This window comes from Neorhizobium sp. T6_25 (assembly GCF_002968555.1).
Lineage (GTDB): Bacteria > Pseudomonadota > Alphaproteobacteria > Rhizobiales > Rhizobiaceae > Neorhizobium.
Genome location: NZ_PVBL01000002.1, coordinates 186,285 through 209,562, shown reverse-complemented (window position 1 = coordinate 209,562; position 23,278 = coordinate 186,285). Strand labels below are relative to the sequence as shown.

The following is a 23,278-nucleotide window of genomic DNA, read 5'->3' as shown; positions in this document are numbered from 1 at the left end:
CTCAAGGGGGGAGATCGGTCTGTCGCGCGCGCGCCACTCCAGTTCATCGCGTGAAACTTCACTCTACCCAATGAACATCCGTCAGGACGTTCGAGGGGATCGGTTCGTTTTCCCACAGACCCTTCACCTTGCCGTCCCAGACGCCGAGCTTCGGCATCACGAACAGGAAGAGCGCCGGCACGTCGTTGGCGAGGATGGTCTGTGCCTCGCCGTAGAGCTTTTCCTGTCCGGCGGCATCGGAGGTCATCTCGACCTTTTTCAGCACGTCGTTGAAGGCCGGGTTCTTGTAGTTGAAATAGTAGGGATCGCGGGAATAGATGTCGATGTCCATCGGCTCCGCATGGGCGACGATGGTCATGTCGTAATCGGCGGCCTTCAGCACGTCGGCCACCCATTTCGCCGGAAATTCGGTGGTCTCGATGTTCATCGTCACGCCGATTTCCGCAAACATCGCCTGCAGCACCTGCGAGGTGCGTTGCGCATAGGGCATCTGCGGCGCCTTGATGGTGAAGGTGAAGCCGTTCGGAAAGCCGGCCTCGGCAAGCAGCGCCTTCGCCTTGGCCGCATCATAGGGATAGACGCCGGTCAGGTCTTTGTAGCCGCGGTCGTTCGGCGTGTAGTGGCTGCCGATCGGCGTGCCGAAACCGGACCAGGCACCTTCGACGACGGTGGCGCGGTCGACCGCCATCATCAGCGCCTGACGCACCTTTTTATCGCTGAACGGCTTGCGGGTATTGTTCATGCCGGCGACGACCTTGAGCTCGGTATTGCCGATAACGGTCGTCAGCCGCTTGTCGCCCTCGAAGGACTTGATCAGTTCGGGCGCCCCGAATTCCGGGAAGGCATCGACGTCGCCGGCCTTCAGCGCCGCAGCCTGGGCCTGCGGATCGCTGATGAAACGGAAGGCCGCGGTATCGAGCTTCAGGGAGACGGCCTTGTTCCAGTAGTCGGCATTCTTTGCAAGATCGACCTTGGAGCCTTTCGACCAGCTGACGAACTTGAACGGGCCGGTGCCGATCGGGGTCGTCTTGTTGTCGGCGGCCGATTTCGGTTCGACGATGGTCGAGGACGGCCAGCCGAGCCAGTAAAGCAGGCTGCCGGCCGGCTGCTTGAGCTTCAGCACCAGCGTCGAAGCATCTGGCGTCTCGACCGTATCGATCGAGGCGAAGTAGCGCTTCTGCGGATTGACCGAATCCGCACCGCGGGCGCGGTCGATCGAGAACTTGGCAACCGCGCTGTCGAAGGCGACGCCGTTGTGGAACTTGACGCCCTGGCGGAGCTTGAACGTGTAGGTCAGGCCATCCGGCGAGATCTGCCAGCTTTCGGCAAGCTGCGGCTTGATCTTGCCGTCCCTATCGATGGCCGTCAGGCCCTCGAAGAGGTTCTGCCAGGTCACCTGGCCGATCGCCACCGGTGCGGCGACCGTCGGATCGAGGCCGGCCGGCTCGACCGTCATCCCGACGGTGATCGCGGTCTTTGCCGCCGCCTCCGCGCCGGTTTGCCCTAAAAGCAGGCCCGCGCTGATCGCAAGGCCAACAGCTGCACTCTTCAATATGGTAGCAGAGCCCAAAAGCGTCATCCTGCCCATCCGTCATCCCCTTTTTTGGAACGAGACCCGCCTGATCGGCACCTGCGGGATCGTCGATTGCCAAAAGTGTGTCATTTCGCAGGTGCACACACAATGCAGAATTTTGTGTTCCCTGTGTAGCCGAAAACGTTACACGGAACGCAATTAGGCACTTGCCCTTTTAGGCGCCGAGTTGCGCGCATCCGCGCCGCGCATGAAGCGCTCGATGAAATCCACGAGCTTGCCCGCCGCGAACGATAACTGGCGGTCCGGCGCGACGCACAGATCGATCGGCGTGCGCACCGCCTTGCCGGCGGCGATCGGTACCGCCGCAAGCTGGCCGGCATCGATTTCGCGCTGCACCGCGAGCGCTGGCAGCAGCGTAACCGCCGCACGGCGCAGAACCAGTTCCTTCAGCATTTCCAGGGAACCGGTGACGAAAACCGGATCGAGCTCCAGCCCGTCCTTGGCGAACAGTTCCTCGAAGGCCTGTCGCGCGCCGTAATTCTTGTCGGGAAGAGCGAGCGGCATACGGACGAGATCGCGCAGTGTCAGTTCACTGGCACCGGCGGACGGATGGTCGGCGGCCATGATGACGTCGTAGGTGATCTCGGAGCGCAGTCGCACCTTCACCCCGGAAATCTTTGGTGCAAACAGCGTCACCACCAGATCGGCCTCGGCGGCGGCGAGCGCCTCGACCGCCTCGCGCGCACTGGTGATCGCCACCTCGAACCGCAGCTTCGGGTAGCGCAGGCTGAATTCCGCAAGCACCGGGGCGATCAGGTTGGCGACCGTCGCGCCGTTCGCATAGATCACCACCTTGCCGCGCTGCAGGCCCTGCAGGTCGTCGATCAGCTGGTGGACATGTTCGAGTTCGCGCAGCGTCCGCCCTGCCCTCGCCGCCAGCAGCTCACCAGCGGCGGTCAGCTTGATGCCGCGATTGCTGCGCTCGACGAGCGGCGTGCCGAAATAGTGTTCGAGGTTCTCGATCTGGCGCGAGACCGCGGTGGCAGCGACGTTGAGATTCTCGGCCGCCGCCCGCATCGAATTGGTGCGGACCAGTTCGTCGAAATACATAAGCGCCCGAAGCTGCATGCGATCCTGCCGGCTGAAACATGTCGCCCGAAAACGCGGACCGGTTTCGGGATAGCGACATAGATAAAATCGAGACGCTCGTCAGCCGCGGCGAAACCCTTCGCTGGCGACGAGCAGCTGGCGGGTATAATCGGCGGAAAACTCGCGGTTTTCCAGCGCTTTCCGCGGCACCGTCTCGACCACCTTGCCGTTTTTCATCACGGCCAGCCGCTCGCACATATGGCTGATGACGCCGAGATCGTGGCTGACCATCACGAATGTGAGGTTGCGGTCGCGACGCGCCTGTTCGAGCAGATTGAGGATTTCCGCCTGGATCGAGGCATCCAGCGCCGAGGTCGGCTCGTCGAGCAGCAGGATTTTCGGCTCCAGGATCAGCGCCCGGGCAATCGCGATGCGCTGCCGCTGGCCGCCCGAAAGCTGGTGCGAATAGCGGAACCGGAAGCCCGACCCGAGACCCACCTCGTCCAGCGCCCGGTTGATGCGCGTCTCGATATCGGTGAAACCGTGGATGACCAGCGGTTCCAGCAGCAGCCGGTCGACCGTCTGGCGCGGGTGCAACGAGCCATAGGGGTCCTGGAACACCATCTGGACGGTGCGGTAGAACTCCTTGTCGCGCTTGCGGCCGGAATAGGGGCGGCCGTTGACGCTGAGCGTGCCCTGGTCGAAGGAGGCAAGGCCCGAGACGGCGCGCAGGAGTGTCGATTTGCCGGACCCGGATTCGCCGACGATGCCGAAGGATTCGCCCGTGCCGATATCGAAGTTCACATGATCGAGTGCCGCAAACTCGTCGTATGTGACGACCATGTCGCGGATGGAGAGAGCCGATGTCATAGCGCCCACTCCGGCTTGCGGTCGAGCACGGGCAGCGGATGCCGGTCGGAACCAATGGTCGGCAGGCAGTTGAGCAGCCCGCGCGTATAGGGATGCTGCGCATCGGCGAGATTGGCGGCCGACAGTTCCTCGACGATCCGGCCCGCATACATGACGATGACGCGGTCGCAGAAGGAAGAGACGAGCCTGAGATCATGGGAGATGAAGATCAGCCCCATGCCACGGTCGGCCACCAGCTTGTCGAGGATATCCAGCACTTCGAGCTGCACGGTGACGTCGAGCGCCGATGTCGGCTCGTCGGCGATCAGCAGTTCCGGGCCGCAGATCAGCATCATGGCAATCATCGCCCGCTGCCCCATGCCGCCGGAAACCTCGTGCGGATAGAGCGAGAAGACCCGTTCCGGATCGTTGATCTGCACCGCCTCCAGCATCGCGAGCGCCCGCGCCTTGGCCGCCGAGGTCGAAATCTTCTCGTGCGTCTTCAGCGTCTCGACGATCTGCCGGCCGATGGTCATCACCGGGTTCAGCGAATATTTCGGGTCCTGCAGGATCATCGCCACCTTCTTACCGCGCAGGTCGCGCCGCTCGCGGGCCGGCATGGCCAGGAGATCCCGGTCGCCGAAAGCCAGCTTCCGCGCGCTGATCTTGGCGTGGCCGGGGGTCAGGCCCATGATCGCGCGCCCGGTCTGCGACTTGCCGGAACCGGATTCGCCGACGATGCCGAGCCGCTCGCGGCCGAGCGCGAAGGAGACGCCGCGCACCGCCTGCACGTCACCGGTACGGGTCGGGAAGGTGACGCGCAGATCCTCGACCGTCAGGAGCGGCTTGACCGGCACCGTCATTGGCCTGCCTCCTTCGGATCGAGCGCATCGCGCAGGCCGTCGCCGAGCAGGTTGAAGCCGAGGCTGACGATCAGGATCGCAAAACCCGGCATGGCGGCGACCCACCATTGATCGAGGATGAAGCGGCGGCCCGAGGCGATCATCGCGCCCCATTCGGGAAGCGGCGGCTGGGCGCCGAGCCCGAGGAAGCCGAGGCCGGCGGCGGTGAGGATGATGCCGGCCATGTCGAGCGTGACGCGCACGATCAGCGACGAAAGACAGAGCGGCATGACGTGGCGCAGCACGATGCGGAAGGGCGAAGCGCCCATCAGCTTCACCGCCGAGATGAATTCCGAATTGCGGAAGGTCATCGTTTCGGCCCGCGCGATACGGGCATAGGGCGGCCAGGAAGTGACGGCGATCGCGAGGATCGCGTTCTCGATGCCCGGCCCGAGGGCTGCGACCAGCGCCAGCGCCAGCACGAGTTTCGGGAAGGCGAGGAAAATATCGGTGATCCGCATCAGCACCGCATCGACCCAGCCGCCGGCATAACCGGAGACCGTGCCGACGATGAGCCCGATCGGAGCGGCGATGATCGCCACCAGCACCACCACCAGCAGCGTCAGCCGCGAACCGTAGAGCAGCCGTGAGAGGATATCGCGGCCCTGGTCGTCGGTGCCGAGCAGATAGCCCGGGGAGCCGAGCGGCAAGAGGCGGGAATTACGCAGGTCGCCCTGCACCGGGTTATGCGGCGCCAGGACGTCGGCGAATGCAGCCACCACCAGCAGCAGCACGATGATGGCTAGGCCCAGGAGCGCAAGCCGGTTCTCTGCGAACCGGCGCCAGACGATATAGGCGCGACCGAAACGCGCCTGCTTGCGCGAGGTCGGGCGGTCGGAGAGGAGCCATTCGCGGCTGTAGGGTTTGAGAGAGGTTTCGGTCGCACTCATCGGCTACGCGTCCTCGGGTCCAAAGTCCGATAGAGAAGATCGGAGAAGATGTTGATGCCGACGAAGACCGCCCCGATCACCAGCGTGCCGCCGAGCACCGCGTTCATGTCGGCATTCTGCAGCGAGTTGGTGATGTAGAGGCCGAGCCCCGGCCAGGAGAAGATGGTCTCGGTCAGCACCGAGCCTTCCAGCAGGTTCGCATAGGACAGCGCAATCACCGTCACCAGCGGCACGCCGGCGTTGCGTAGCGCGTGGAACCAGATGATCCGCGTTTCCGACAATCCTTTGGCGCGTGCCGCCACCACATATTCCTGGGAAAGCTCGTTCAGCATGAAGGAGCGGGTCATGCGGCTGATATAGGCGAGCGAGAAATAGCCGAGCAGCGCCCCGGGCAGCGCGATGTGCCGGAAGAGGTCCCAGACCACATCCCACTGTCCCTGCATGGCGGCATCGAGAAGATAGAAGCCGGTCTTAGGTGTGAAACTGTATTCGTAGACGATGTCGATGCGGCCCGGGAAAGCCGCCCATCTGAGCTGCGCGTAAAAGAGCAAGAGCGACAGAAGGCCCAGCCAGAAGATCGGCACGGAATAACCGATCAGGCCGATGACACGGACGATCTGGTCGGCGATGCTGCCGCGCCGGACTGCCGCGAGGACACCGAGCGGAATGCCGAGGGTCGCACCGATCAGCGTACCGATCGTCGCAAGCTCCATGGTGGCGGGGAAAACCCGCTTGATATCTTCGAGCACCGGATTGCTGGTCAGCACCGAGGTTCCGAGATCACCGGAAAGCGCCTGTTTAGTATAAATGACGAACTGTTGGTAGAGCGGCAGGTTGAGCCCCAGCTCGATCCGGGTCCGCTCAACGAGATGGGCCGGCGCCCGGTCGCCGACGATCGCCAGCACCGGGTCGATAGGGATGACCCGGCCGATGAAGAAGGTGACGACCAGGAGGCCGAATATGGTGGTGACCACCGTCACCGCGAAACGCAGGACGGAGGCCAGTGCAGACGATGCACGGCGCCTATTGCGCCGTGTCGCCACGGATGTTTCGGGTAAGGTCAAGGAACTGGCCTCTCAGGCTTAATCCTTGGAAACCGAGAACACGTAGTTGGTATCGAATGTCGGGCCGAGCTTGAAGTTCTTTACACCCTTGCCGACGCCGGCGACTTCCGTCTGCTGGTAGACGAGCACGAAGGGACCGGTTGCCAGCACCTTCTTTTGCAGGTTCGCATAGATCGTCGCACGCTTGGCGGAATCACGCTCCACGAAGCCCGATTTGGTCTCCTTGGTCAGTTCCGGAATGTCCCAGGCGTTACGCCATGCGAGCGTCTTCGTGGTGCCGTCGTCGGCATTGTTCGGGTTCGACGTGAAGGTCTCGGCATTGGAATTCGGATCCCAATAGTCGACGCCCCACAGGCCGATATAGATGTCGTGGGTGCGGGCACGATACTTGGTCAGCGTCTGCTTGCCGTCGCCGGGAATGATTTCCATCTTGATGCCGGCCTGGGCGAAGGTCTGCTGGATGGACTCAGCGATACCGGTGGTCGGCTGCGTGTTGCGCACGTCCATGGTGACCGTGAAGCCATCCTTCAGGCCTGCCTTGGCGAGCAGTTCCTTGGCCTTGGCCACGTCGAACTTGTAGGGCTTGTCGTCGATCGAACCGAGAATGCCCTTCGGCAGGAAGGTCTGGTGGATCTCCCCGACGCCCTTGATCAGCGTCGCGCCGATCGCGTCGTAGTCGACGAGATATTTCATCGCTTCGACGACTTCAGGTTTCTTGAGGTTCGGGTTCTTCTGGTTCAGGCTGAAATAGAAGACCGAGCCCTTCGGCGCGCTGGTGACCGTCGTGCCTTTCTTGGTGACGGCGTCGATATCGTTCGGCTCAAGATTGCGGGCGACGTCGATGTCGTTGTTCTCAAGCGCCAGGCGCTGGGCCGCACTTTCCTTCATGTGGCGATAGATGACCCGGGCGAGTTTTGCCTTCTCACCCCAGTAATTATCATTGCGCTCCATAACGACGACTTCGTTGGCGCGCCATTCGCGAACCTTATACGGACCGGAGCCGGCGAAATTGGTCTTCAGCCAGGCATTGCCGTAATCGTTGTCCTTGACATGCTCCATGACGACCTTCTTGTCGACCACGGCAGCGACCGTTGCGGTCAGGCAGTTCAGCACGAAGGACGGCGCATAGGACTGGTCGACGGTGAGCACGAAGGTGTTCGCGTCCTTGGCAACCGCCTTCTGCTTGACGGTATCCTTCTCCAGGCCGAACTGGTTGAGGATGAAGGCCGGCGGACCATCGATCATCACCGAGCGCTCGAAGGAATAAGCGACGTCTTCGGCGGTGATCGGGTTACCGGAAGCAAACTTCAGACCCGACTTGATCTTGAACGTATAGGTCAGGCCGTCGTCGGAAACGGTCCAGCTTTCCGCAAGGTCGGGGGTGATCTTTGACGTGTCGTTGATGTCGAGGCGGACGAGACGGTCATAAGAATTGCCACCGACTTCGCCGGCCGAGAATTCGAATGCCTGGCCCGGATCGAGCGTGATGATATCGTCGAAGGCGAGCCCGATGACGAGCGTATCCTTCGGCGTCACCGCGAAGGCCTGCGGTGCGGCGAGCAGCATCAGCGACAACGCCGCGCTCGTGGACAACACGCGGAGCCGCTTGTTGAGTGTATTGATCATGGTCTGCATTCCCCTGTTTTTGTTCGTTGGACCTTTGGAAAGAAGCCTATTCGTGCCAGGCCTTCCCCAAAACTCTGAGCCAGTTTTCCCGGCATAGCTTTTTCAGCTCTGCGTCAGCGTAGCCCGCTCCCTTGAGCGCCGCAACCAGATTTTGATTGCCCGCAGCATCATGTATTTCTTCGGGAATCGAGGCGCCGTCGAAGTCCGATCCGAGCGCCACGTGATCGATGCCCATGCGTTGCACCATGTGGTCGATATGGCGCACCATGTCCGAAAGCGGCGTGGCGACATTGTCGCGCCCGTCGGGACGCAGCATGGTCACCGCGTAGTTGAGACCGACGAGGCCGCCGCTTTCCTTGACCGCATCGAGCTGTTTGTCGGTGAGGTTGCGGGCGACCGGCGTCAGCGCATGCGCGTTCGAATGGCTGGCGATCAGCGGCTGGTCGGAAGTCCTGGCGACATCCCAGAACCCCTTCTCGGTGATGTGGGCGAGATCGATCAGGATGCCGAGCGTGTTGCAGGCCCTGACCAGCTCGAAGCCATGGTCGGTGAGGCCCGGTCCGGTGTCGGGCGACATCGGATAGGCGAAGGGCACGCCGTGGCCGAAGATGTTGTGGCGGCTCCAGACGGGCCCAAGCGAACGCAGGCCGGCGGCGTGGAAGACTTCGAGATTGTCGAGATCCGCATCGATCGCCTCGCAGCCTTCCATATGCATGACGGCGGCAAAAATGCCGTCGTCCATCGCCTTGCGGATGTCGGCGGTCGAACGGCAGAGCTGCCAGGCGCCGGCGCGGTCGAGACGCAGTGCGATCGACGCCATTTCGAGCGCGGTCGTCAGCGACGGAAGATGATCGAGCGGGACGGATAACGGCGTGACGTAATGGCCGTTCTGATCGGGTTCCTTCAGAACCAGTTCGCCGGACGGGATATAGATGGCGCAGAGACCGCCGGCGAGACCGCCGGCTTTGGCGCGCGGCCCGTCGATATGGCCGCCTGGCGTACCCTTGGCAAATTCCGCAACCGGATCGCCGCCCGCCTTCATGTTCCGCCAGAGCCGCAGGAGCACGTCGTTATGGCCGTCGAACACCAGTTCCATGAAGTTTATTCCCGATTGTCTTGTGAAAGTACCAAGGTGAGCAATGCGGCGATCCTAGCCAGCCGCTCCTCTTTCGCAAGCCGGAAAACGCGTCAGGCCGTCCAGCTCCCCTCACCCGCCTTTTTCAGCATCGGGGTCCTGAAAACGCTTGTCACACGCGGCCGCCATTCCGGGCCAAACGCATCGAGCTTGCCGTGCCAGCGCTCCGATTGCAGCATGGCCGCACCGATGACCACCGGCTCGATCCCGAGCGAAACCATCAGCGTCAGCCCGGAGACGATCGAGGTGCCGCTGGAAATCACGTCATCGATCAGCGCCACGCGCCTGCCCTTTATCAGCGGCAGCATCCGCGGATCGGCATAGAGGCGCTTCTGCTGTTCGGGTGTGGTGATCGAGGAGAGCGGCACCGACAGGTTTTCGTCGTACCAGAATTTTCGCGAGGTCCCGAGCGGCACATAACGCAGGTGGCCGAGCGCGCGGGCGACGGCTGCGGCAAGGGTCAGGCCCAAAGTCGGCAGGCCGACGATGACTTCCGGGCGGAAGGCCGCGATCCTCGGCGCAAGGTCGGCGGCAAGCGCGTCCTGCACATCGAAACTCGCCTGATTGATGATCAGAGAGGCGAGCGCGTGCTCCCCATCTGCAAGCGGCCGGATCGGCAGCCTGATCTGGCTGCCGTCATCGAGCGTGGCCGGGAAGAAGCCGGAAAACGGCCCTGCCCGGTCGAACGACCCTGCCGGATGGACGTCCTGCCAGAAATCATGCGGCTGCATTCGCTTTTCCTATTCGAGAATTTCGAGGATCGGCGATTCCAATAGCCTGCCGGTGGCGACGTCGGCAATGCCGCGATCGGTCTGGTGCGGGCCGGGATTGCAGGCAAGGGTTGCGCCGAAACAGGCCTTGAACACGAGATAAGGGGGCTGCCAGTCGACGAGACCGTCCATGGCGGCGCGGATTTTCCGGAAACCTTCGGCCACCTCCGCCATCGGCGCCTCCGAGACGAGGCCGGAAAGCGGCAGCGGCAACAGGGCTTCGACCTTGCCGCCGGTTGCCACAGCCATGCCGCCGCCGGCCTCGATCACCGCATTGGCGGCAGCCGCCATGTCGGCCGGGTCGGACCCGAAGACGGTGAGGTTATGGCTGTCATGGGCAAGCGTGGTGGCGAATGCGCCCTTCCACGTGCCCCAGCCGGTCACGAACCCAAGACGGGTGCGGCTGTCGGCCCGGCCGTGGCGGTGGGTCACGGCGATCAGTGTCGTGCCCTCCGGGGGTACCACGTAACCATCGACGACATCCGCATCCGTCTGCCCCCAGTTCGTGAAGCGCGGACGGTCGATCGTCGCGAGCCTGACTTTGCGGCCCTTTGCGGGCAGTTTGAAATCGTCCGCCTGAAGCGGCTTGAGCTTGACCGAATCCTGCAGAACGCAGGGGTCGGTCGCATCGAGTTCGACCGTCATGACGCCGTCACGCGAAATCAGCGTGCCGCTGGCAAAGACATGGCGGGCGCGGAAATCCGTGAGATCCTCGAAGAGGACGATATCGCCTCGCCGACCGGCGGCGATCAGGCCGAGATCGGCGCGGCCGATGCGGACCGAAGCGTTGAGCGTCGCCGCCTGCAGCGCCCATTCCGGTTTCATGCCGTAACGTACGAGCCGGCGCACCACGTCGTCGAGGCCGCCGCCCTGAACGAGATCGTCCGGAAAGACGTCGTCGGTGCAGAGCGTCACCGTCTGTGGCAAACGTCCGAGCGCGTTGAGTGCCTCGACGAATTCCGGCAGCAGATGATCATGGGATCCGCGCATCTCGATCGTCAGGCCCGCACGCAGCTTGGCCATCAGGTCGGCGCCGGAGACGAGCTCGTGGTCGGAGGTGATGCCGGACGCCATGAAGGCTGCGAGATCCGGCCCGACGAGGCTGCGGGCATGGCCGCAGACCAGCTTTTCGGACACCAGCGCCGCCTGCACGATGCCGCTCATGCGCGGATCGCGGTCGATGACGCCGCGCATGTTCATGACCTCGGCAAGCCCGCCGATCTTCGGCCAGAACAGCATTTCCTCGATCGTCGCCGCGTCGAAATCGGCGCCGGCCATTTCGAGCCCGGGCGCCGACGGCACGCAGGACGGCGCCAGAACGACGGCACGCAGCGGCAGCGGCTTCACCGCTTCGAGCGCCCATGCCACACCTTCGGTCCCGTGCACATTGCCGAATTCATGCGGGTCCCAGACGACGGTCGTCACCCCGCGCGGCAGCACGGCGCCCGCATAGGTCGCCGGCGTCACCATCGAACTTTCGATATGCATATGCGTGTCGATGAGGCCGGGCGAGACAAACATGCCCGTCGCGTCGATGATCTCCGCAGCATCCGAGCGGGAGCCGGTCTCATGGACGCTGGCGATTACCGGTCCGACGAGGCCGATATCGGCCGGGCGCAGCTCGCCCGTCACCATGTCGACCAGCGTGCCGCCCGATATCAGGATGTCGAACGGCGCGTCGCCGCGTGCCGCGGTGACGGCGCGGTCACGCAAGCCCGGTTCGGTGAATTCCTGTACGCTCGAGATGATACTCTTCACCAGCTTGCCTCTGCCCGCAGTGTTTCAAGAATGATGGCTCTCGCCTTTTCGACATCGATATCGACGCCATAGGCCGCATTGAATTCGCCCCGGCCGGTGCGCGTCTCGACCACGGTGCGGCCGCGCGTCAGCGTGCCTGACAGTTCGACATCGATGCGCGCTTCGCGCCAGGTGACATGTTCCGGAAAGGCTAAGGCGACGGCCGCGACCGCATCGTAGAGCGCCATGGCCGGCCGGCCGCGGCTGGTGGCGATCGCCACGAACCCGGCGAGCAGATCGGCAACCAGTTCGGCATTGCGCCCGCCGGCAGCCCGGATCGGCGCAACGTCGTCCGGCGCGCAGAGCACCTTGCGGCAGAGATCGAGATCGACCATCCGCAACGGGATCTTGTGAGCGAGCACGATCGCCAACGCTTCCGGATCGGCAAAGGCGTTGAACTCCGCGGATGCGGTATGATTGCCGGTGGTGACCCCGCCGCCCATCCAGGTGAGATCGGTGATCTTGGCTGCAAGATCCGGTCGGGCGAGCGCCACTGCCGCGACATTGGTGAGCGGTCCAAGCGCCATGATGCGGCATTCGCCTCCCTCTTCACCATCACCTTTGCTCTTTTCGAGCCAGGAACAGAGCACTTCGAAGGCATCGGCATGAAATACATCCGGTGCTTCGGGCAGAGCCCGGCCGGCGGTCGGGATGCCGGTCTGGCCCAAGATACCGGTCGCGGTCTCCATTTTTGCGAGCACCGGTGCCGCGCGTCCCGCGTGGACCGGGAAGGGCCAGACGAAAGCGGAGGCTGCGCCGGCTGCATTGCGGCGGACATGCTCGATAGGCGCGTTGCCGAAGACCAGCGAAACGCCGTCGACGCCGAGCCCCGCATGCGCTGCGACCATGATCGCAGCGATGTCGTCGAAACCCATGTCCGTGTCGATCCAGATACCCATGTCGGCGGATCCTACACGAATCGCGAGAGCGGCGCGGCCTTTTCGGCCGGCAGGTCGAAGGCAAGAGCATCGCCCAGCGCATGCGCCGGCTGGCTTGCCTCCACCTCGGCCTTGATCGGACCGAAGGAGCTGTCGAGCAGGTATTCCCGTGCGTCGCCGGCAAAGGATGTACCGCGCACGGTGCCCTGGAAAGGACCTGTCCCCAGGGTCACCATACGCGGCCGCCAGGCAAGGCCCGCCGCTGAAGGGGCCCCGCTGGAAACGTCGCCTGAAAGGTCGATGAGACCGGCACTGGTCTTCATCTTTCCGTTTTCGAGCGGGAAAATGTTTTCGAACCCGACGAAGTCCGCGACGAAGGACGATGTCGGGCGGTTGTAGATGTCTTCCGGCGAACCGATCTGCTCTATCTTACCGCTCTTCATGACCACAATGCGGTCGGCGAGCGCCAAAGCTTCGGCCTGGTCGTGGGTGACGAAGATCATCGTCACCCCAGTCTCCTTCTGGACGCGCTGCAGCTCGGTGCGCATTTCGAGGCGAAGGCGGGCGTCGAGGTTCGACAGCGGCTCATCGAGCAGCAGCACCTTCGGTTCCATCACCATCGAACGGGCGAGCGCCACGCGCTGCTGCTGGCCGCCGGAGAGTTCGGCCGGCTTGCGGTTGGCGAAGGCCGACAGTCCGACGGACTTCAGGCCGGACTGGACCTTGGTATCGAGTTCGGTGCCGCGCATGCCCTTGAGCTTCAGCCCGAAGGCGACGTTCTCGTAGACGGAAAGATGCGGGAAGAGCGCGTAGGACTGGAACATCAGGCCGACGGCGCGTTTGTTCGCCGGTACCCGGGTAATGTCGGCGCCGTCGAGGCGCACATCGCCGCTCTTTACCGCCAGCAGGCCGGCGATCGCCCGCATCGTCGTGGTCTTGCCGCAGCCGGAAGGGCCGAGCAGCGCGATCAACTCGCCCTTGCGGATATCGAGATCGAGGTTGGCGACGGCAACGGAATCGCCATAGGCGAGCGTCAGCTTTTCGAGCGAGAGATAGGACGCATCAGACATAGCGGGAGAACCCCAGGAAACGTTCGGCAATGAAAACGATGCCGATGGAGAGGAAGGCGAGCAGCGACGAGAGCGCTGCGACGGAGGGATCGAAGACGATTTCCATATAGGCGATCATGTCGACCGGCAGGGTGCGCACGCCCGGCCCCGAGAGGAACAGCGATACCGGCACCTGGTTGAAGCTGGTGACGAAGCCGAGGATGAAGGCCGACATGATGCCGCCGCGGATGTTCGGCATTACCACCCGGAAGAAAGCGCCGAGCCGCGAGGAACCGAGCAGCACGGCCGCTTCCTCGATGTCGGAGCGCAGGTTGTCGAGGCTGGCGGAGACGACCCGAACCGCATAGGGCAGGACCAGCGCCGTGTGGGCGAGGAACAGCGCCAGCGTGATTCCGACCTGGAACGGCACGACGATGTAACGCAGCAGCGCCAGGCCGACGATGATGCCCGGCACGATGATCGGCGCCGAGACGATGGTGCGGACGATCTCGGCTCCCGGCAGCTTGTAGCGCGACAGGGCGTAGGAGGCCGGGATGCCGAGGACAAGCGCCGCCGCCGTGCCGCCGATCGCCAAAAACAGCGACATGCCGAACGAGGCGCGGAAACTTTCGACCGTAAATACCTTGGCGATCCAGCGCAGCGAAAATCCCTGCGGCGGGAAGGCTAGCGTCTCGCCGGCCGAGAAGGATGCCGCGACGATGATCAGGAAGGGCCCGATCAGGAAGGCGATCACCAGGAGGAGCGTGATCGGAATGAAGAGGCTGCGCAGCGTCATGCCTGGCTCCTCTGCTTGTTGCGCGCCGTGGCGACCCGCTTGAGAAGGATGTTGGCGGCAAAGCTCATGACGATCAGGATGAAGGCGATGACGCTTGCAGCGACGAAATTGTTGGAGACCGCGACCTGCTGGTAGAGCAGCGTTTCCAGCATCAGCACCTTTGAGCCGCCGAGGATGGCGGGGGTGATATAGGCGGTCAGCGAGCCGGTGAAGACCAGCGTGCCGCCGACGACCAGGCCTTCCTTGGTGAGCGGCAGCACGACCTTCCAGAACACCTGGAACCAGTTGGCGCCGAGTACGCGGGCCGCCGGAATGGCATCTTTCGGCATGTTTTCGAGCGCGGAGATCAGCGAGATGATCATCAGCGGCAGGAAGAGCTGCAGCAGACCGATGAAAATAGCCGTCTCCGAGAACAGGATGCGCAGCGGCGCTTCGGTGATGCCGAGCGCCTGGAAAGCCTGGTTGACGATGCCGGTGCGGCCGAGGATGACGATCCAGGCATAGGTGCGGGCGACCGGCGAGATCATCAGCGGCAGCACTACGAGGCCTGTGACCTTGCCCTTGGCGCCGGGTTCCAGGCTGACGATCGCGAACGCCGCCGCATAACCGATCACGGCCGAGGCGATGGTAACGAGGGCGCCGAGCCGGAGCGTGCGCAGGAAGACCGTCTGGTTCAGCGAATTGGAGAAGAAGTCCGTATAGGCGGAAATCGTCCAGCCGCCGGTCGGCACGCGAAATCCATCCGATAGCAGGATCACCACAGGCACGAGAAACACCGCCGCCGCGAAGATCGCGGCCGGCAGCGCGAGTGCCAGCGCTTCAGCCCTGTTCTGGAACATGGTGGTTCGATCCTGTTCAACTAGTCGGGATGCGGGCAGGCATTCGCGCGCTGCCCGCATCCCTCAGCCTTGGGAGGCTATTCCGTGATTGCGTTGGCCCTTACTGGCCGACCTTCTCGTTCCAGGTCTTGATCCAGCCGGCACGGTTGTCGAGTGCGACGGCGGACGGGATCAGCTTCAGGCTCTTTGCCGTTTCCTCGCCATAGGTGAGGCTGTTGGCAATCGCTTCGCGAAGTTTGACATCCTTGTTGGACGGGCTGTCGATCAGCTTTTCGGCGAGCTTGGTCTGGACTTCGGTCGAGAGCCAGAAATCCATGAACTGCAGCGCGAGGTCGCGGTTCTTGGAGCCCTTGGTGACCGTCATGACGTTCATGCCGCCCGTCTGGCCTTCCTTCGGTGTGGCCCAGGCGATCGGGAAACCGAGCTTGGTGAAGGGCGCCCAGGTGAAGCGGCCGATCGGCGCTGCCCAGATTTCTTCCTGCTGCATCAGCTGCACCAGCTGCGACGACTTCTCATAGAAGGTGACGATCTCGCCCTTCTTGGCGCCGACCGCTTCGATCGGGGCCTTCAGGTCCGGCGTGTCCTTGGCGAGGGCCAGGCCCAGCATGTAGAGCGCCGGCGGGCCCTGGTTAGTGGTGACGTTCGGCCAGGCGACGTGGCTTGCATATTCCGGCTTCAGCAGATCGGCCCAGCTGTCGATCTTCATCTTGTCCGAACGGTAGGCGATCGAGGTTGCATAGAACGTGTAGCCGACGCTCATGCCGTCGCCGTTCGGATCCTTGGCAACGTCATAGAGTTTGCTGAAATTCGAGAGCTTGGAAGTATCGATCTTGTCGGTCAGGCCGGCGCGCGAGGCGGCGAGCGCATCCGCCATCGAAATGACGGCCATGTCGACGACCGGGTTGGCCTTGTTGGCTTCCATCTTGGCGAGGCGCTCGACGCTGTTGCCGGTCTCGACGACCAGCTTGCAGCCGCAGATCTTCTGGAAGGGATCGTAGACGATCTGCTTGTATTCGTCCTGGGCCAGCGCATAGACGGAAATCGTCAGCGTCTTTTCCTGGGCGAGGGCCGGGGTCTGCGCGGCACCCATGGTGAGCATCAGGGCGGTGCCCGACGCAAGAATGACCTTGTTCATGATGTGATTTCTCCTGCTGTCGGCTTGTTGAGGGTTGGGGCATGCAAATTCGGAGTGCGACCGGTCTGCGGGGCGGCCGTCGACTGGCGCACGATGAGCTGCATCGGGACGCGATCCGTCTCGGAGGTAACGTTGCCGGTCGAAATCTCCTCGGCTCCGTTCTCGGCCTCTCCCTCGGGCTCGATCGCGCGGATCAGCGCGGCAATCGCCAGATCGGCGATCGTGGCCATGTCCATGCGTACCGTGGTGAGCGCCGGCGTGACGACCGCCGACCAGATGAGATCGTCGAAACCGGTGACGCTGACCGTTTCCGGCACGCCGATGCCGGCGCGCTGCAGTTCCGTCAGCGCCCGAAGCGCCGAAAGATCGGAGACGGCCGCAAAGGCCGTAAAACCTGCCCTGGCCTTGTCCGCCAGACCGAGCGGGCAGCCTTCGCCCGAAACTGCCTCGACCTTCTCGATCCACATCGTATCGCATTCGACCTGCGCGCCGAGGCCAGCCTTCAGCCCGCCGATCCGGTCGTTCTGCACGTTCGAGGAGGCGCTGGTGCCGATCAGCAGCACCTTGCGGTGGCCAAGCTCCGCAAGATGGCGGCCCATCTGGCTGCCGCCGTCCCAATGGTCGGCGGAAACGGTATTGCCGGGCGTGGAGGGCGTATCGATCACGGCAACGGGACAGCCGACATCGGCGATCCGCGTGCCACGCCGGGGAACGATGACCATGCCATCGACGCCGCGTTCCAGAAGCCGGCCGATCGCCTCGGTCTGCGCCGCGATATCGCCGCGGGAGTCGGCGATGAGCACGCCGTAGCCGGCGTTCGAGGCGGCGTTCTCGATCGCCTGGGCAATCTGCGGGAAGAGCGGATTGGCGATATCCGGCAGGACAAGCCCGAGTACGCCGGTGCGGCCGGTGCGCAGCGCCCGGGCGGTCAGGCTCGGCACATAACCGAGCTCGCTTGCCTTGGCGCGCACCTTCTCGATAAGCTCCGGCGACACGCGTCCCTTGCCGGAAAGCGCATTCGACACGGTCGCCGCCGACACGCCGAGGGCGGCAGCGATGGCGCTCATGTTCGGTCCGGGACGGGGTGAAGCCATATCATGCCCTGATTAAACGTTTAAGCACGAATACTTTGATCAACGGCCTTTGTCGAGTCGTTTGTAAATGCGGTCCGAATATCCCCACATGCGGCCTTGACTTCCCCGCCCCGACCTGTGGAAATCCTCAAGTATTCATGAGGAAACAGCAATGCAGGACGACGAGATAACCGGCCTTTCCGCCACGGCACTTTCGGAAGCGATCCATGATGGCCGGGCCTCCTGCGCCGAAGTGATGACGGCCTATCTGGGACGGATCGACAGGCTCAACCCCGCAATCAACGCGATCGTCAGCCTGCGCAGCCGGGAAGAGCTTCTGACTGAAGCCACGGAACGCGACGCAGAGCTTGCCTCGGGCAAATCGCGCGGCTGGATGCATGGCATGCCGATCGCCATCAAGGATCTCTGCGAAGTGAAGGGCATACGCTGCACCTATGGATCGCCGATCTTTGCCGATTTCGTGCCTGAGAAGGACGAGGTGATGGTCGAGCGCATCCGCGCGGCCGGCGCGATCATCATCGGCAAGACCAACACGCCCGAACAGGGGCTCGGCTCGCAGAGCTACAATCCGGTGCACGGTATCACCAGGAACCCCTACGACCTGACCAAGACGGTCGGCGGTTCGAGCGGCGGCGCGGCGGCGGCCCTTTCGGCACATCTCCTGCCGGTCGCGGATGGCGGAGACATGATGGGCTCGCTGCGCAACCCCGCAGCCTTCAACAACGTGGTCGGTTTCCGCCCGAGTTTCGGCCGCGTCCCCTCCTCCCTGAAGCTGGAGAACTTCATGGGCCAGCTCTCCGTCCTGGGACCTATGGGTCGCACGGTGCGCGATGTCGCCGCCCTGCTTTCGACTCAGGCCGGTTACGATCCGCGCGATCCGCTATCCCTGCCGACCGAGGACCTGACGCCGAAGGGTGGCCGCGACTTTTCAGGCGCTCGCATCGCCTGGCTCGGTGATCTCGGCGATTACCTGCCGTTCGAGGCAGGCGTGCTGGAGCTCTGCCGCGCGACGCTTCCGGTTTTCGAACAGATCGGCTGCACGGTGGACGAGTTCGCTCCGGAGTTCGACATGGACGACCTCTGGCGCTCCTGGACAACGCTGCGCAGCTGGCTGGCCGCGAGCGGCATGCGCGACAACTACGACGATCCGGAAAAGCGCGCCAAGATGAAGCCCGAGATCATCTGGGAAATCGAGCGTGGGCTCGACATGACGGCGCGCGAGGTGCATTTCGCCTCGAAACGCCGCAGCGCCTGGTATCAATACCTGCTGACCGTGTTCGACCGGTACGACTATCTGATCCTGCCGTCCGCCCAGGTCTTCCCCTTCGATGCGGAGACCCATTGGCCGAAGGAGATCGGCGGCCGGACGATGGACACCTATCACCGCTGGATGGAAGTGGTGGTCCCGGCCTCGATGGCCGGCCTGCCGGTCGCCGCCATGCCCGCCGGCTTTGGCGCAAACGGCCTGCCCGCCGGCATCCAGATCATCGGCCGGCCGCACGCCGACAAGGCGGTGCTGGAGATTGCGCTTGCCTATGAAGCGGCCACGGATTGGCTGGACAGGCGGCCCAAGCTTTAACCGAGGCGGCGCGGCGTGTTTAACCCTCCCCCTTGTGGGGAGGGTGGCCGGCAGGCGGGAGGGGTTTTGATGCTGGATGAACTCCCCTCCCCAACCCCTCCCCAAAAAGGGGGAGGGGCTCCTCGCACCCGACCTACCAGCCCACAACTTCTTCTCGATACCGCCCGACCTCCTCGATCAGCCACGCCCGAAAAGCCACCACCGGCCGGAAATCGACCTTGCTGAGCGGCGCCACCGCATAGTAGGCGCTGGGGCTCGTCACCTGATGCGGGTACGCTTCGACAAGCTGGCCGTTCGCCAGTTCCGAGTCGATCAGGAAAAGCGGCATCAGCGCAACGCCGAGGCCCGCGATACAGGCCTGGGCGACATTGCCGAACTGTTCGAAGCGCATGCCCTGCGACGGCGTTCCGCTGATGCCGAGGCTTTCGAACCAGTGGTTCCAGGCGCCCGGCCGCGAGGCCATGTGCAGCAACGGCAGGCGCATCAGGTCCTCTGCCTTTTTGATCGGGTGCGAAGCGAGGAATGCCGGCGATGAGACCGGCGCCACCATTTCCTCCATCAGGAAGGTGCATTCCGCGCCCGGCCAGTCCGGCCCCTTTTCACCCCTAGGCCCTATGTGGATCGCCATGTCGATGCCGTCGCGATCGAAATCGAAGACCCCGATGCGGGTGGCGAAATTGAGTGTGATCTCCGGATGCCTTGCAACGAATTGCGGAATGCGCGGCATCAGCCAACGGGTACCGAAAGTCGGCAGGATCGCGAGGTTCAGCTGATCGCTATGCCGTTTGGTCATGACCTGCAATGAAGCGGAACGGATCTGCGACAGTGCGTTCGCAACCACCTTGGCATATTCCGCACCCGCCGACGTGAGGCTGACGCCGCGGCTGGTACGGTCGAAAAGCTGGATCCCCAACTGCTCCTCCAGGCCGGAAACCTGCCGGCTGATCGCTCCTTGCGTCAGCGACAGCTCTTCCGCCGCGCCTGAGAAACTGCCTAGCCGGGCGACGGAATCGAAGGCCGCGAGCGCGGAGGTGGAGGGGAGCAATTTTCGCGAGAGGCTGACCATTGCCTATTACTATAGATCATGGCTTGATGAGTAAACGGTGCTTGCTCTCGAGCACTGTGCTGGCGATAATTCTTTAAACTTCAATTTGCCAGATTTCAAACCGGAGGCAGACCCTTGGCTTTTTCCTGGAACGATCCCTTTCTTCTCGAAGAGCAGCTGACCGACGAGGAGCGGATGATCCGTGACGCGGCTGCCGCCTTCGCTAAGGCCGAACTCCTGCCGCGCGTCCAGGAAGCCTATCTCGACGAGACGACCGATAAGGGCCTCTTCAAGCTGATGGGCCAGACCGGCCTGCTCGGTGTGACCCTGCCGGAAGAATACGGCGCTGCCAATGCTTCCTACGTCGCCTACGGCCTCGTCGCCCGCGAGATCGAGCGTATCGACAGCGGCTACCGCTCGATGATGAGCGTGCAATCCTCGCTGGTCATCTATCCGATCTTCGCCTACGGCTCCGACGAGCAGAAAAAGAAGTATCTGCCCGGCCTCGTCTCCGGCGAACTGATCGGCTGTTTCGGCCTGACAGAGCCGGATGCCGGCTCAGATCCGGGCGGCATGAAGACCCGCGCCGAAAAGATCGAAGGCGGTTATCGCCTGCGCGGCTCGAAGATGTGGATCTCCAACGCGCCGATCGCCGACGTCTTCGTCGTCTGGGCCAAATCGGAAGCCCACAACAACGAGATCCGCGGCTTCGTGCTCGAAAAGGGCATGAAAGGTCTCTCGGCGCCGAAGATCGGCGGCAAGCTGTCGCTGCGTGCCTCGATCACCGGCGAGATCGTCATGGACAGCGTCGAAGTCGGCGAGGATGCGATCCTGCCGAATGTTTCGGGCCTCAAGGGTCCTTTCGGCTGCCTCAACCGCGCCCGCTATGGCATTTCCTGGGGCGTTATGGGTGCGGCCGAAGACTGCTGGTTCCGCGCCCGCCAGTACGGTCTCGACAGAAAACAGTTCGGCAAGCCGCTTGCCGGCATGCAACTCTACCAGAAGAAGCTCGCCGACATGCAGACCGAAATCACCCTCGGCCTGCAGGCTTCGCTCCGCGTCGGCCAGCTGATGGACCAGCACAAGATGGCCCCTGAAATGATCTCCATCGTCAAGCGCAACAATTGCGGCAAGGCGCTGGATATCGCGAGGCAAGCCCGCGACATGCACGGCGGCAACGGCATCCAGATCGAGTACCACGTCATGCGCCATTCGCAGAACCTGGAAACGGTCAACACCTACGAAGGCACGCACGACGTCCACGCGCTGATCCTGGGCCGCGCCCAGACGGGTATCCAGGCGTTTTTCTGAGCGGAAGCTTTACCGCTTCGACAATCAGCCCGGCCGCTTCCAGCGCGCCGGGCTTTTATATCGCGATCTCGGCGTTTCAGCCGCTGGCGGTCGCGAGTTCACACACGCGCGCCCAGGGTGACGAGAAGTTCATCCAGTTGCCCGAACTGTTCGGGCATCGCGCCTTCCATGCCGGCGCAGGATTCGTCGGCCGCTTCCTTGGAAGGATAACGTTCGTGCAGGACCAGCAGCGTCCTGCCGCCTTCCTCCCCCTCGAAGGTGACCGTGGTGACGGAGCCGTTTTCGCTTTCGTCATTGGTCCAGACGAGGCGCGAGGGCGGCGATACTTCGAGATATTTTCCGAAGAAGGTCATGGAGCTTGCGGCGTCATGTCCGAACGTGACGCTGTAGCCCCTTCCGGCACGGACATCCATCTCGCAGGCGAGAAGCGGGACGCCGCTGGACTTGGGCGCCCACCACAGCTTGAACAATTCGGGCTTGGTCCATGCATCGAACACGAGGCCGACCGGGGCGTTGAAGGTGCGCGTCACCGCGACTTCGCGCTCCGATCTGCGTTCGACCGCCGTGCGGTCACCGCTCACCTTTTTGTCCATCGGTTGTCCCCCCTAGCCACGCCGGGCAGCTTCGATTGTCGCGACATCGATCTTCTTCATGGTCATCATCGCATCGAAGGCACGTTTCGCCTCGCCGCCGCCGACCGCCATTGCCTCCATGAGGACGCGCGGCGTGATCTGCCAGGAGATACCCCATTTATCCTTGCACCAGCCGCATTCGCTTTCCTGACCGCCGTTACCGACGATGGCGTTCCAGTAGCGATCGGTCTCTTCCTGGTCTTCGGTCGAGATCTGGAAGGAAAACGCTTCGTTGTGCTGGAAGGTCGGGCCGCCGTTCAGGCCGATGCATGCCACTCCGGCAACGGTGAATTCCACCACCAGCACGTCTCCCTGCTTGCCATCCGGATAGTCGCCGGGCGCGCGCATTACGGCGCCGACCGCGCTGTCCGGAAAAGTCTCTGCATAGAAGCGGGCAGCCTCCTCGGCGTCCTTGTCGAACCATAAGCAGATCGTGTTCTTCGCCATTGCATTTCTCCCTTTTCAATCCTGGTTGGGCGGCCGTCGACGGCGACCATATCTTAAAGACGCACGTGCTTTCGCTAATCCGACATCCCGCTGAAAAAATTTGCATCCACTCACCAACCGCGCCGTTTTTCGTCATTGGAGAAATTCCCGCCTTCGGTGTATCAGTGAAACGCTGCCGTAATCGGCGGCGAGGAAATGAAACAAAGGTCGTTTTGAAGAATGCACGCCATGGAGAATTCGGCGGAAGGAGCCGGTGGCGGTTTCAATGTCGGCGAGCGTCTTTGTCTGGTGCGCAAGCAGCACGGCCTGTCGCAGCGGGCGCTGGCGGTCAAGGCGGGCGTCACCCATTCCCTCGTCTCGCTGATCGAGAAGAACAAGGTCAGCCCTTCGGTCGTCTCGCTGAAGAAGATCCTCGAAGCAATCAACTATCCGCTGACCGACTTTTTCGCGCTGACGCTGCCGCCGGTCGACCAGGTATTCTACCGCGCCGATGAACTGACGCCGCTTTCGACCGGCGCTTTGACGCTGCTGCAGGTCGGCGACGCCAAATCCCACAGCGTCCAGATTTTCCACGAGTTCTACGAGCCCGGCGCCGATACCGGCGAGACCATGCTGCAGCATGAGGCGGAAGAAGGCGGCGTGGTCGTCGCCGGCGAACTGGAACTGACCGTCGGCAGCCAGACGCGCATCCTCAAGAAGGGCGACGCCTTCCTTTTCGACAGCCGTCAGCCCCACCGATATCGTAACGTCGGAACCGAGCGTTGCGAGGTGGTAAGTGCCTGCACGCCACCCTATCTTTAAGATAGAGCAACGTTGA

General features: G+C 63.1%; 22 protein-coding genes. 3 read left to right on the top strand and 19 right to left on the bottom strand.

Annotation, left to right across the window (positions count from 1 at the left end):
* Positions 1-58 precede the first annotated feature (58 nt).
* The 16 genes from C5L10_RS03160 to C5L10_RS03085 all read right to left on the bottom strand — a co-directional run bounded on the left by C5L10_RS03160 (position 59) and on the right by C5L10_RS03085 (position 17,447).
* The gene (locus C5L10_RS03160) at positions 59-1,588 is read right to left on the bottom strand and encodes an ABC transporter substrate-binding protein (RefSeq protein ID WP_105428502.1); all 1,530 of its coding nucleotides are present in this window, start codon (positions 1,586-1,588) and stop codon (positions 59-61) included.
* A 144-nt stretch (positions 1,589-1,732) separates the two neighbouring features.
* On the bottom strand, positions 1,733-2,662 hold the full coding sequence (locus C5L10_RS03155; RefSeq protein WP_105428501.1) for a LysR family transcriptional regulator: 930 nt from the start codon (positions 2,660-2,662) through the stop codon (positions 1,733-1,735).
* An 81-nt stretch (positions 2,663-2,743) separates the two neighbouring features.
* Positions 2,744-3,493, bottom strand: a complete 750-nt coding sequence (locus tag C5L10_RS03150) for an ABC transporter ATP-binding protein (protein WP_038589931.1) — start codon at positions 3,491-3,493, stop codon at positions 2,744-2,746.
* Positions 3,490-4,335, bottom strand: a complete 846-nt coding sequence (locus tag C5L10_RS03145; RefSeq protein WP_105428500.1) for an ABC transporter ATP-binding protein — start codon at positions 4,333-4,335, stop codon at positions 3,490-3,492. The genes C5L10_RS03150 and C5L10_RS03145 overlap by 4 nt, the downstream gene beginning before the upstream one ends.
* Entirely contained in the window at positions 4,332-5,264 is a 933-nt protein-coding gene (locus tag C5L10_RS03140) for an ABC transporter permease (RefSeq protein ID WP_105425529.1), read from the bottom strand. Before C5L10_RS03140 ends, C5L10_RS03145 begins: the two co-directional genes overlap by 4 nt.
* Positions 5,261-6,307 (bottom strand): ABC transporter permease, encoded by a 1,047-nt coding sequence (locus tag C5L10_RS03135; RefSeq protein WP_371411913.1) that lies wholly within the window; start codon positions 6,305-6,307, stop codon positions 5,261-5,263. Before C5L10_RS03135 ends, C5L10_RS03140 begins: the two co-directional genes overlap by 4 nt.
* Before the next feature lie 39 nt (positions 6,308-6,346).
* The gene (locus C5L10_RS03130; protein WP_105428680.1) at positions 6,347-7,954 is read right to left on the bottom strand and encodes an ABC transporter substrate-binding protein; all 1,608 of its coding nucleotides are present in this window, start codon (positions 7,952-7,954) and stop codon (positions 6,347-6,349) included.
* A gap of 46 nt (positions 7,955-8,000) precedes the next feature.
* Positions 8,001-9,050, bottom strand: a complete 1,050-nt coding sequence (locus C5L10_RS03125) for a dipeptidase (protein WP_105428498.1) — start codon at positions 9,048-9,050, stop codon at positions 8,001-8,003.
* 92 nt (positions 9,051-9,142) lie between these two features.
* Positions 9,143-9,820 (bottom strand): phosphoribosyltransferase, encoded by a 678-nt coding sequence (locus tag C5L10_RS03120; RefSeq protein WP_105428497.1) that lies wholly within the window; start codon positions 9,818-9,820, stop codon positions 9,143-9,145.
* A 9-nt stretch (positions 9,821-9,829) separates the two neighbouring features.
* Positions 9,830-11,617: an adenine deaminase gene (locus C5L10_RS03115; RefSeq protein ID WP_245447910.1), complete on the bottom strand. Its 1,788-nt coding sequence runs from the start codon at positions 11,615-11,617 to the stop codon at positions 9,830-9,832.
* Positions 11,614-12,555 (bottom strand): nucleoside hydrolase, encoded by a 942-nt coding sequence (locus C5L10_RS03110; protein WP_105428496.1) that lies wholly within the window; start codon positions 12,553-12,555, stop codon positions 11,614-11,616. The genes C5L10_RS03115 and C5L10_RS03110 overlap by 4 nt, the downstream gene beginning before the upstream one ends.
* Before the next feature lie 11 nt (positions 12,556-12,566).
* A complete protein-coding gene (locus tag C5L10_RS03105; protein WP_105428495.1) occupies positions 12,567-13,604 on the bottom strand; it encodes an ABC transporter ATP-binding protein in 1,038 nt (345 codons plus the stop codon).
* Entirely contained in the window at positions 13,597-14,379 is a 783-nt protein-coding gene (locus C5L10_RS03100; protein WP_046608344.1) for an ABC transporter permease, read from the bottom strand. The genes C5L10_RS03105 and C5L10_RS03100 overlap by 8 nt, the downstream gene beginning before the upstream one ends.
* Positions 14,376-15,218 (bottom strand): ABC transporter permease, encoded by an 843-nt coding sequence (locus C5L10_RS03095; RefSeq protein ID WP_105400045.1) that lies wholly within the window; start codon positions 15,216-15,218, stop codon positions 14,376-14,378. Before C5L10_RS03095 ends, C5L10_RS03100 begins: the two co-directional genes overlap by 4 nt.
* A gap of 100 nt (positions 15,219-15,318) precedes the next feature.
* Entirely contained in the window at positions 15,319-16,353 is a 1,035-nt protein-coding gene (locus C5L10_RS03090) for a PotD/PotF family extracellular solute-binding protein (RefSeq protein WP_105428494.1), read from the bottom strand.
* Positions 16,350-17,447 (bottom strand): LacI family DNA-binding transcriptional regulator, encoded by a 1,098-nt coding sequence (locus tag C5L10_RS03085; protein ID WP_105428493.1) that lies wholly within the window; start codon positions 17,445-17,447, stop codon positions 16,350-16,352. The genes C5L10_RS03090 and C5L10_RS03085 overlap by 4 nt, the downstream gene beginning before the upstream one ends.
* A gap of 151 nt (positions 17,448-17,598) precedes the next feature.
* On the opposite strand from C5L10_RS03085, the gene C5L10_RS03080 reads away from it, so the two are divergent.
* Positions 17,599-19,026, top strand: a complete 1,428-nt coding sequence (locus C5L10_RS03080; protein WP_105428492.1) for an amidase — start codon at positions 17,599-17,601, stop codon at positions 19,024-19,026.
* A 133-nt stretch (positions 19,027-19,159) separates the two neighbouring features.
* Here C5L10_RS03080 and C5L10_RS03075 read toward each other — a convergent pair whose 3' ends face one another.
* Entirely contained in the window at positions 19,160-20,092 is a 933-nt protein-coding gene (locus tag C5L10_RS03075; protein ID WP_105428491.1) for a LysR family transcriptional regulator, read from the bottom strand.
* A gap of 114 nt (positions 20,093-20,206) precedes the next feature.
* Between C5L10_RS03075 and C5L10_RS03070 the strand changes: the two genes are divergently transcribed.
* Entirely contained in the window at positions 20,207-21,382 is a 1,176-nt protein-coding gene (locus tag C5L10_RS03070) for an acyl-CoA dehydrogenase (protein WP_046600012.1), read from the top strand.
* 98 nt (positions 21,383-21,480) lie between these two features.
* Here C5L10_RS03070 and C5L10_RS03065 read toward each other — a convergent pair whose 3' ends face one another.
* Positions 21,481-21,975, bottom strand: a complete 495-nt coding sequence (locus C5L10_RS03065) for an SRPBCC family protein (protein WP_105428490.1) — start codon at positions 21,973-21,975, stop codon at positions 21,481-21,483.
* A gap of 12 nt (positions 21,976-21,987) precedes the next feature.
* Positions 21,988-22,461 carry a VOC family protein gene (locus C5L10_RS03060; protein ID WP_105428489.1) on the bottom strand — a complete coding sequence of 158 codons (474 nt, stop codon included), beginning with the start codon at positions 22,459-22,461 and terminating at the stop codon, positions 21,988-21,990.
* Positions 22,462-22,680: 219 nt separating this feature from the next.
* Between C5L10_RS03060 and C5L10_RS03055 the strand changes: the two genes are divergently transcribed.
* The gene (locus tag C5L10_RS03055; RefSeq protein WP_105428488.1) at positions 22,681-23,262 is read left to right on the top strand and encodes a cupin domain-containing protein; all 582 of its coding nucleotides are present in this window, start codon (positions 22,681-22,683) and stop codon (positions 23,260-23,262) included.
* Positions 23,263-23,278: the final 16 nt, after the last annotated feature.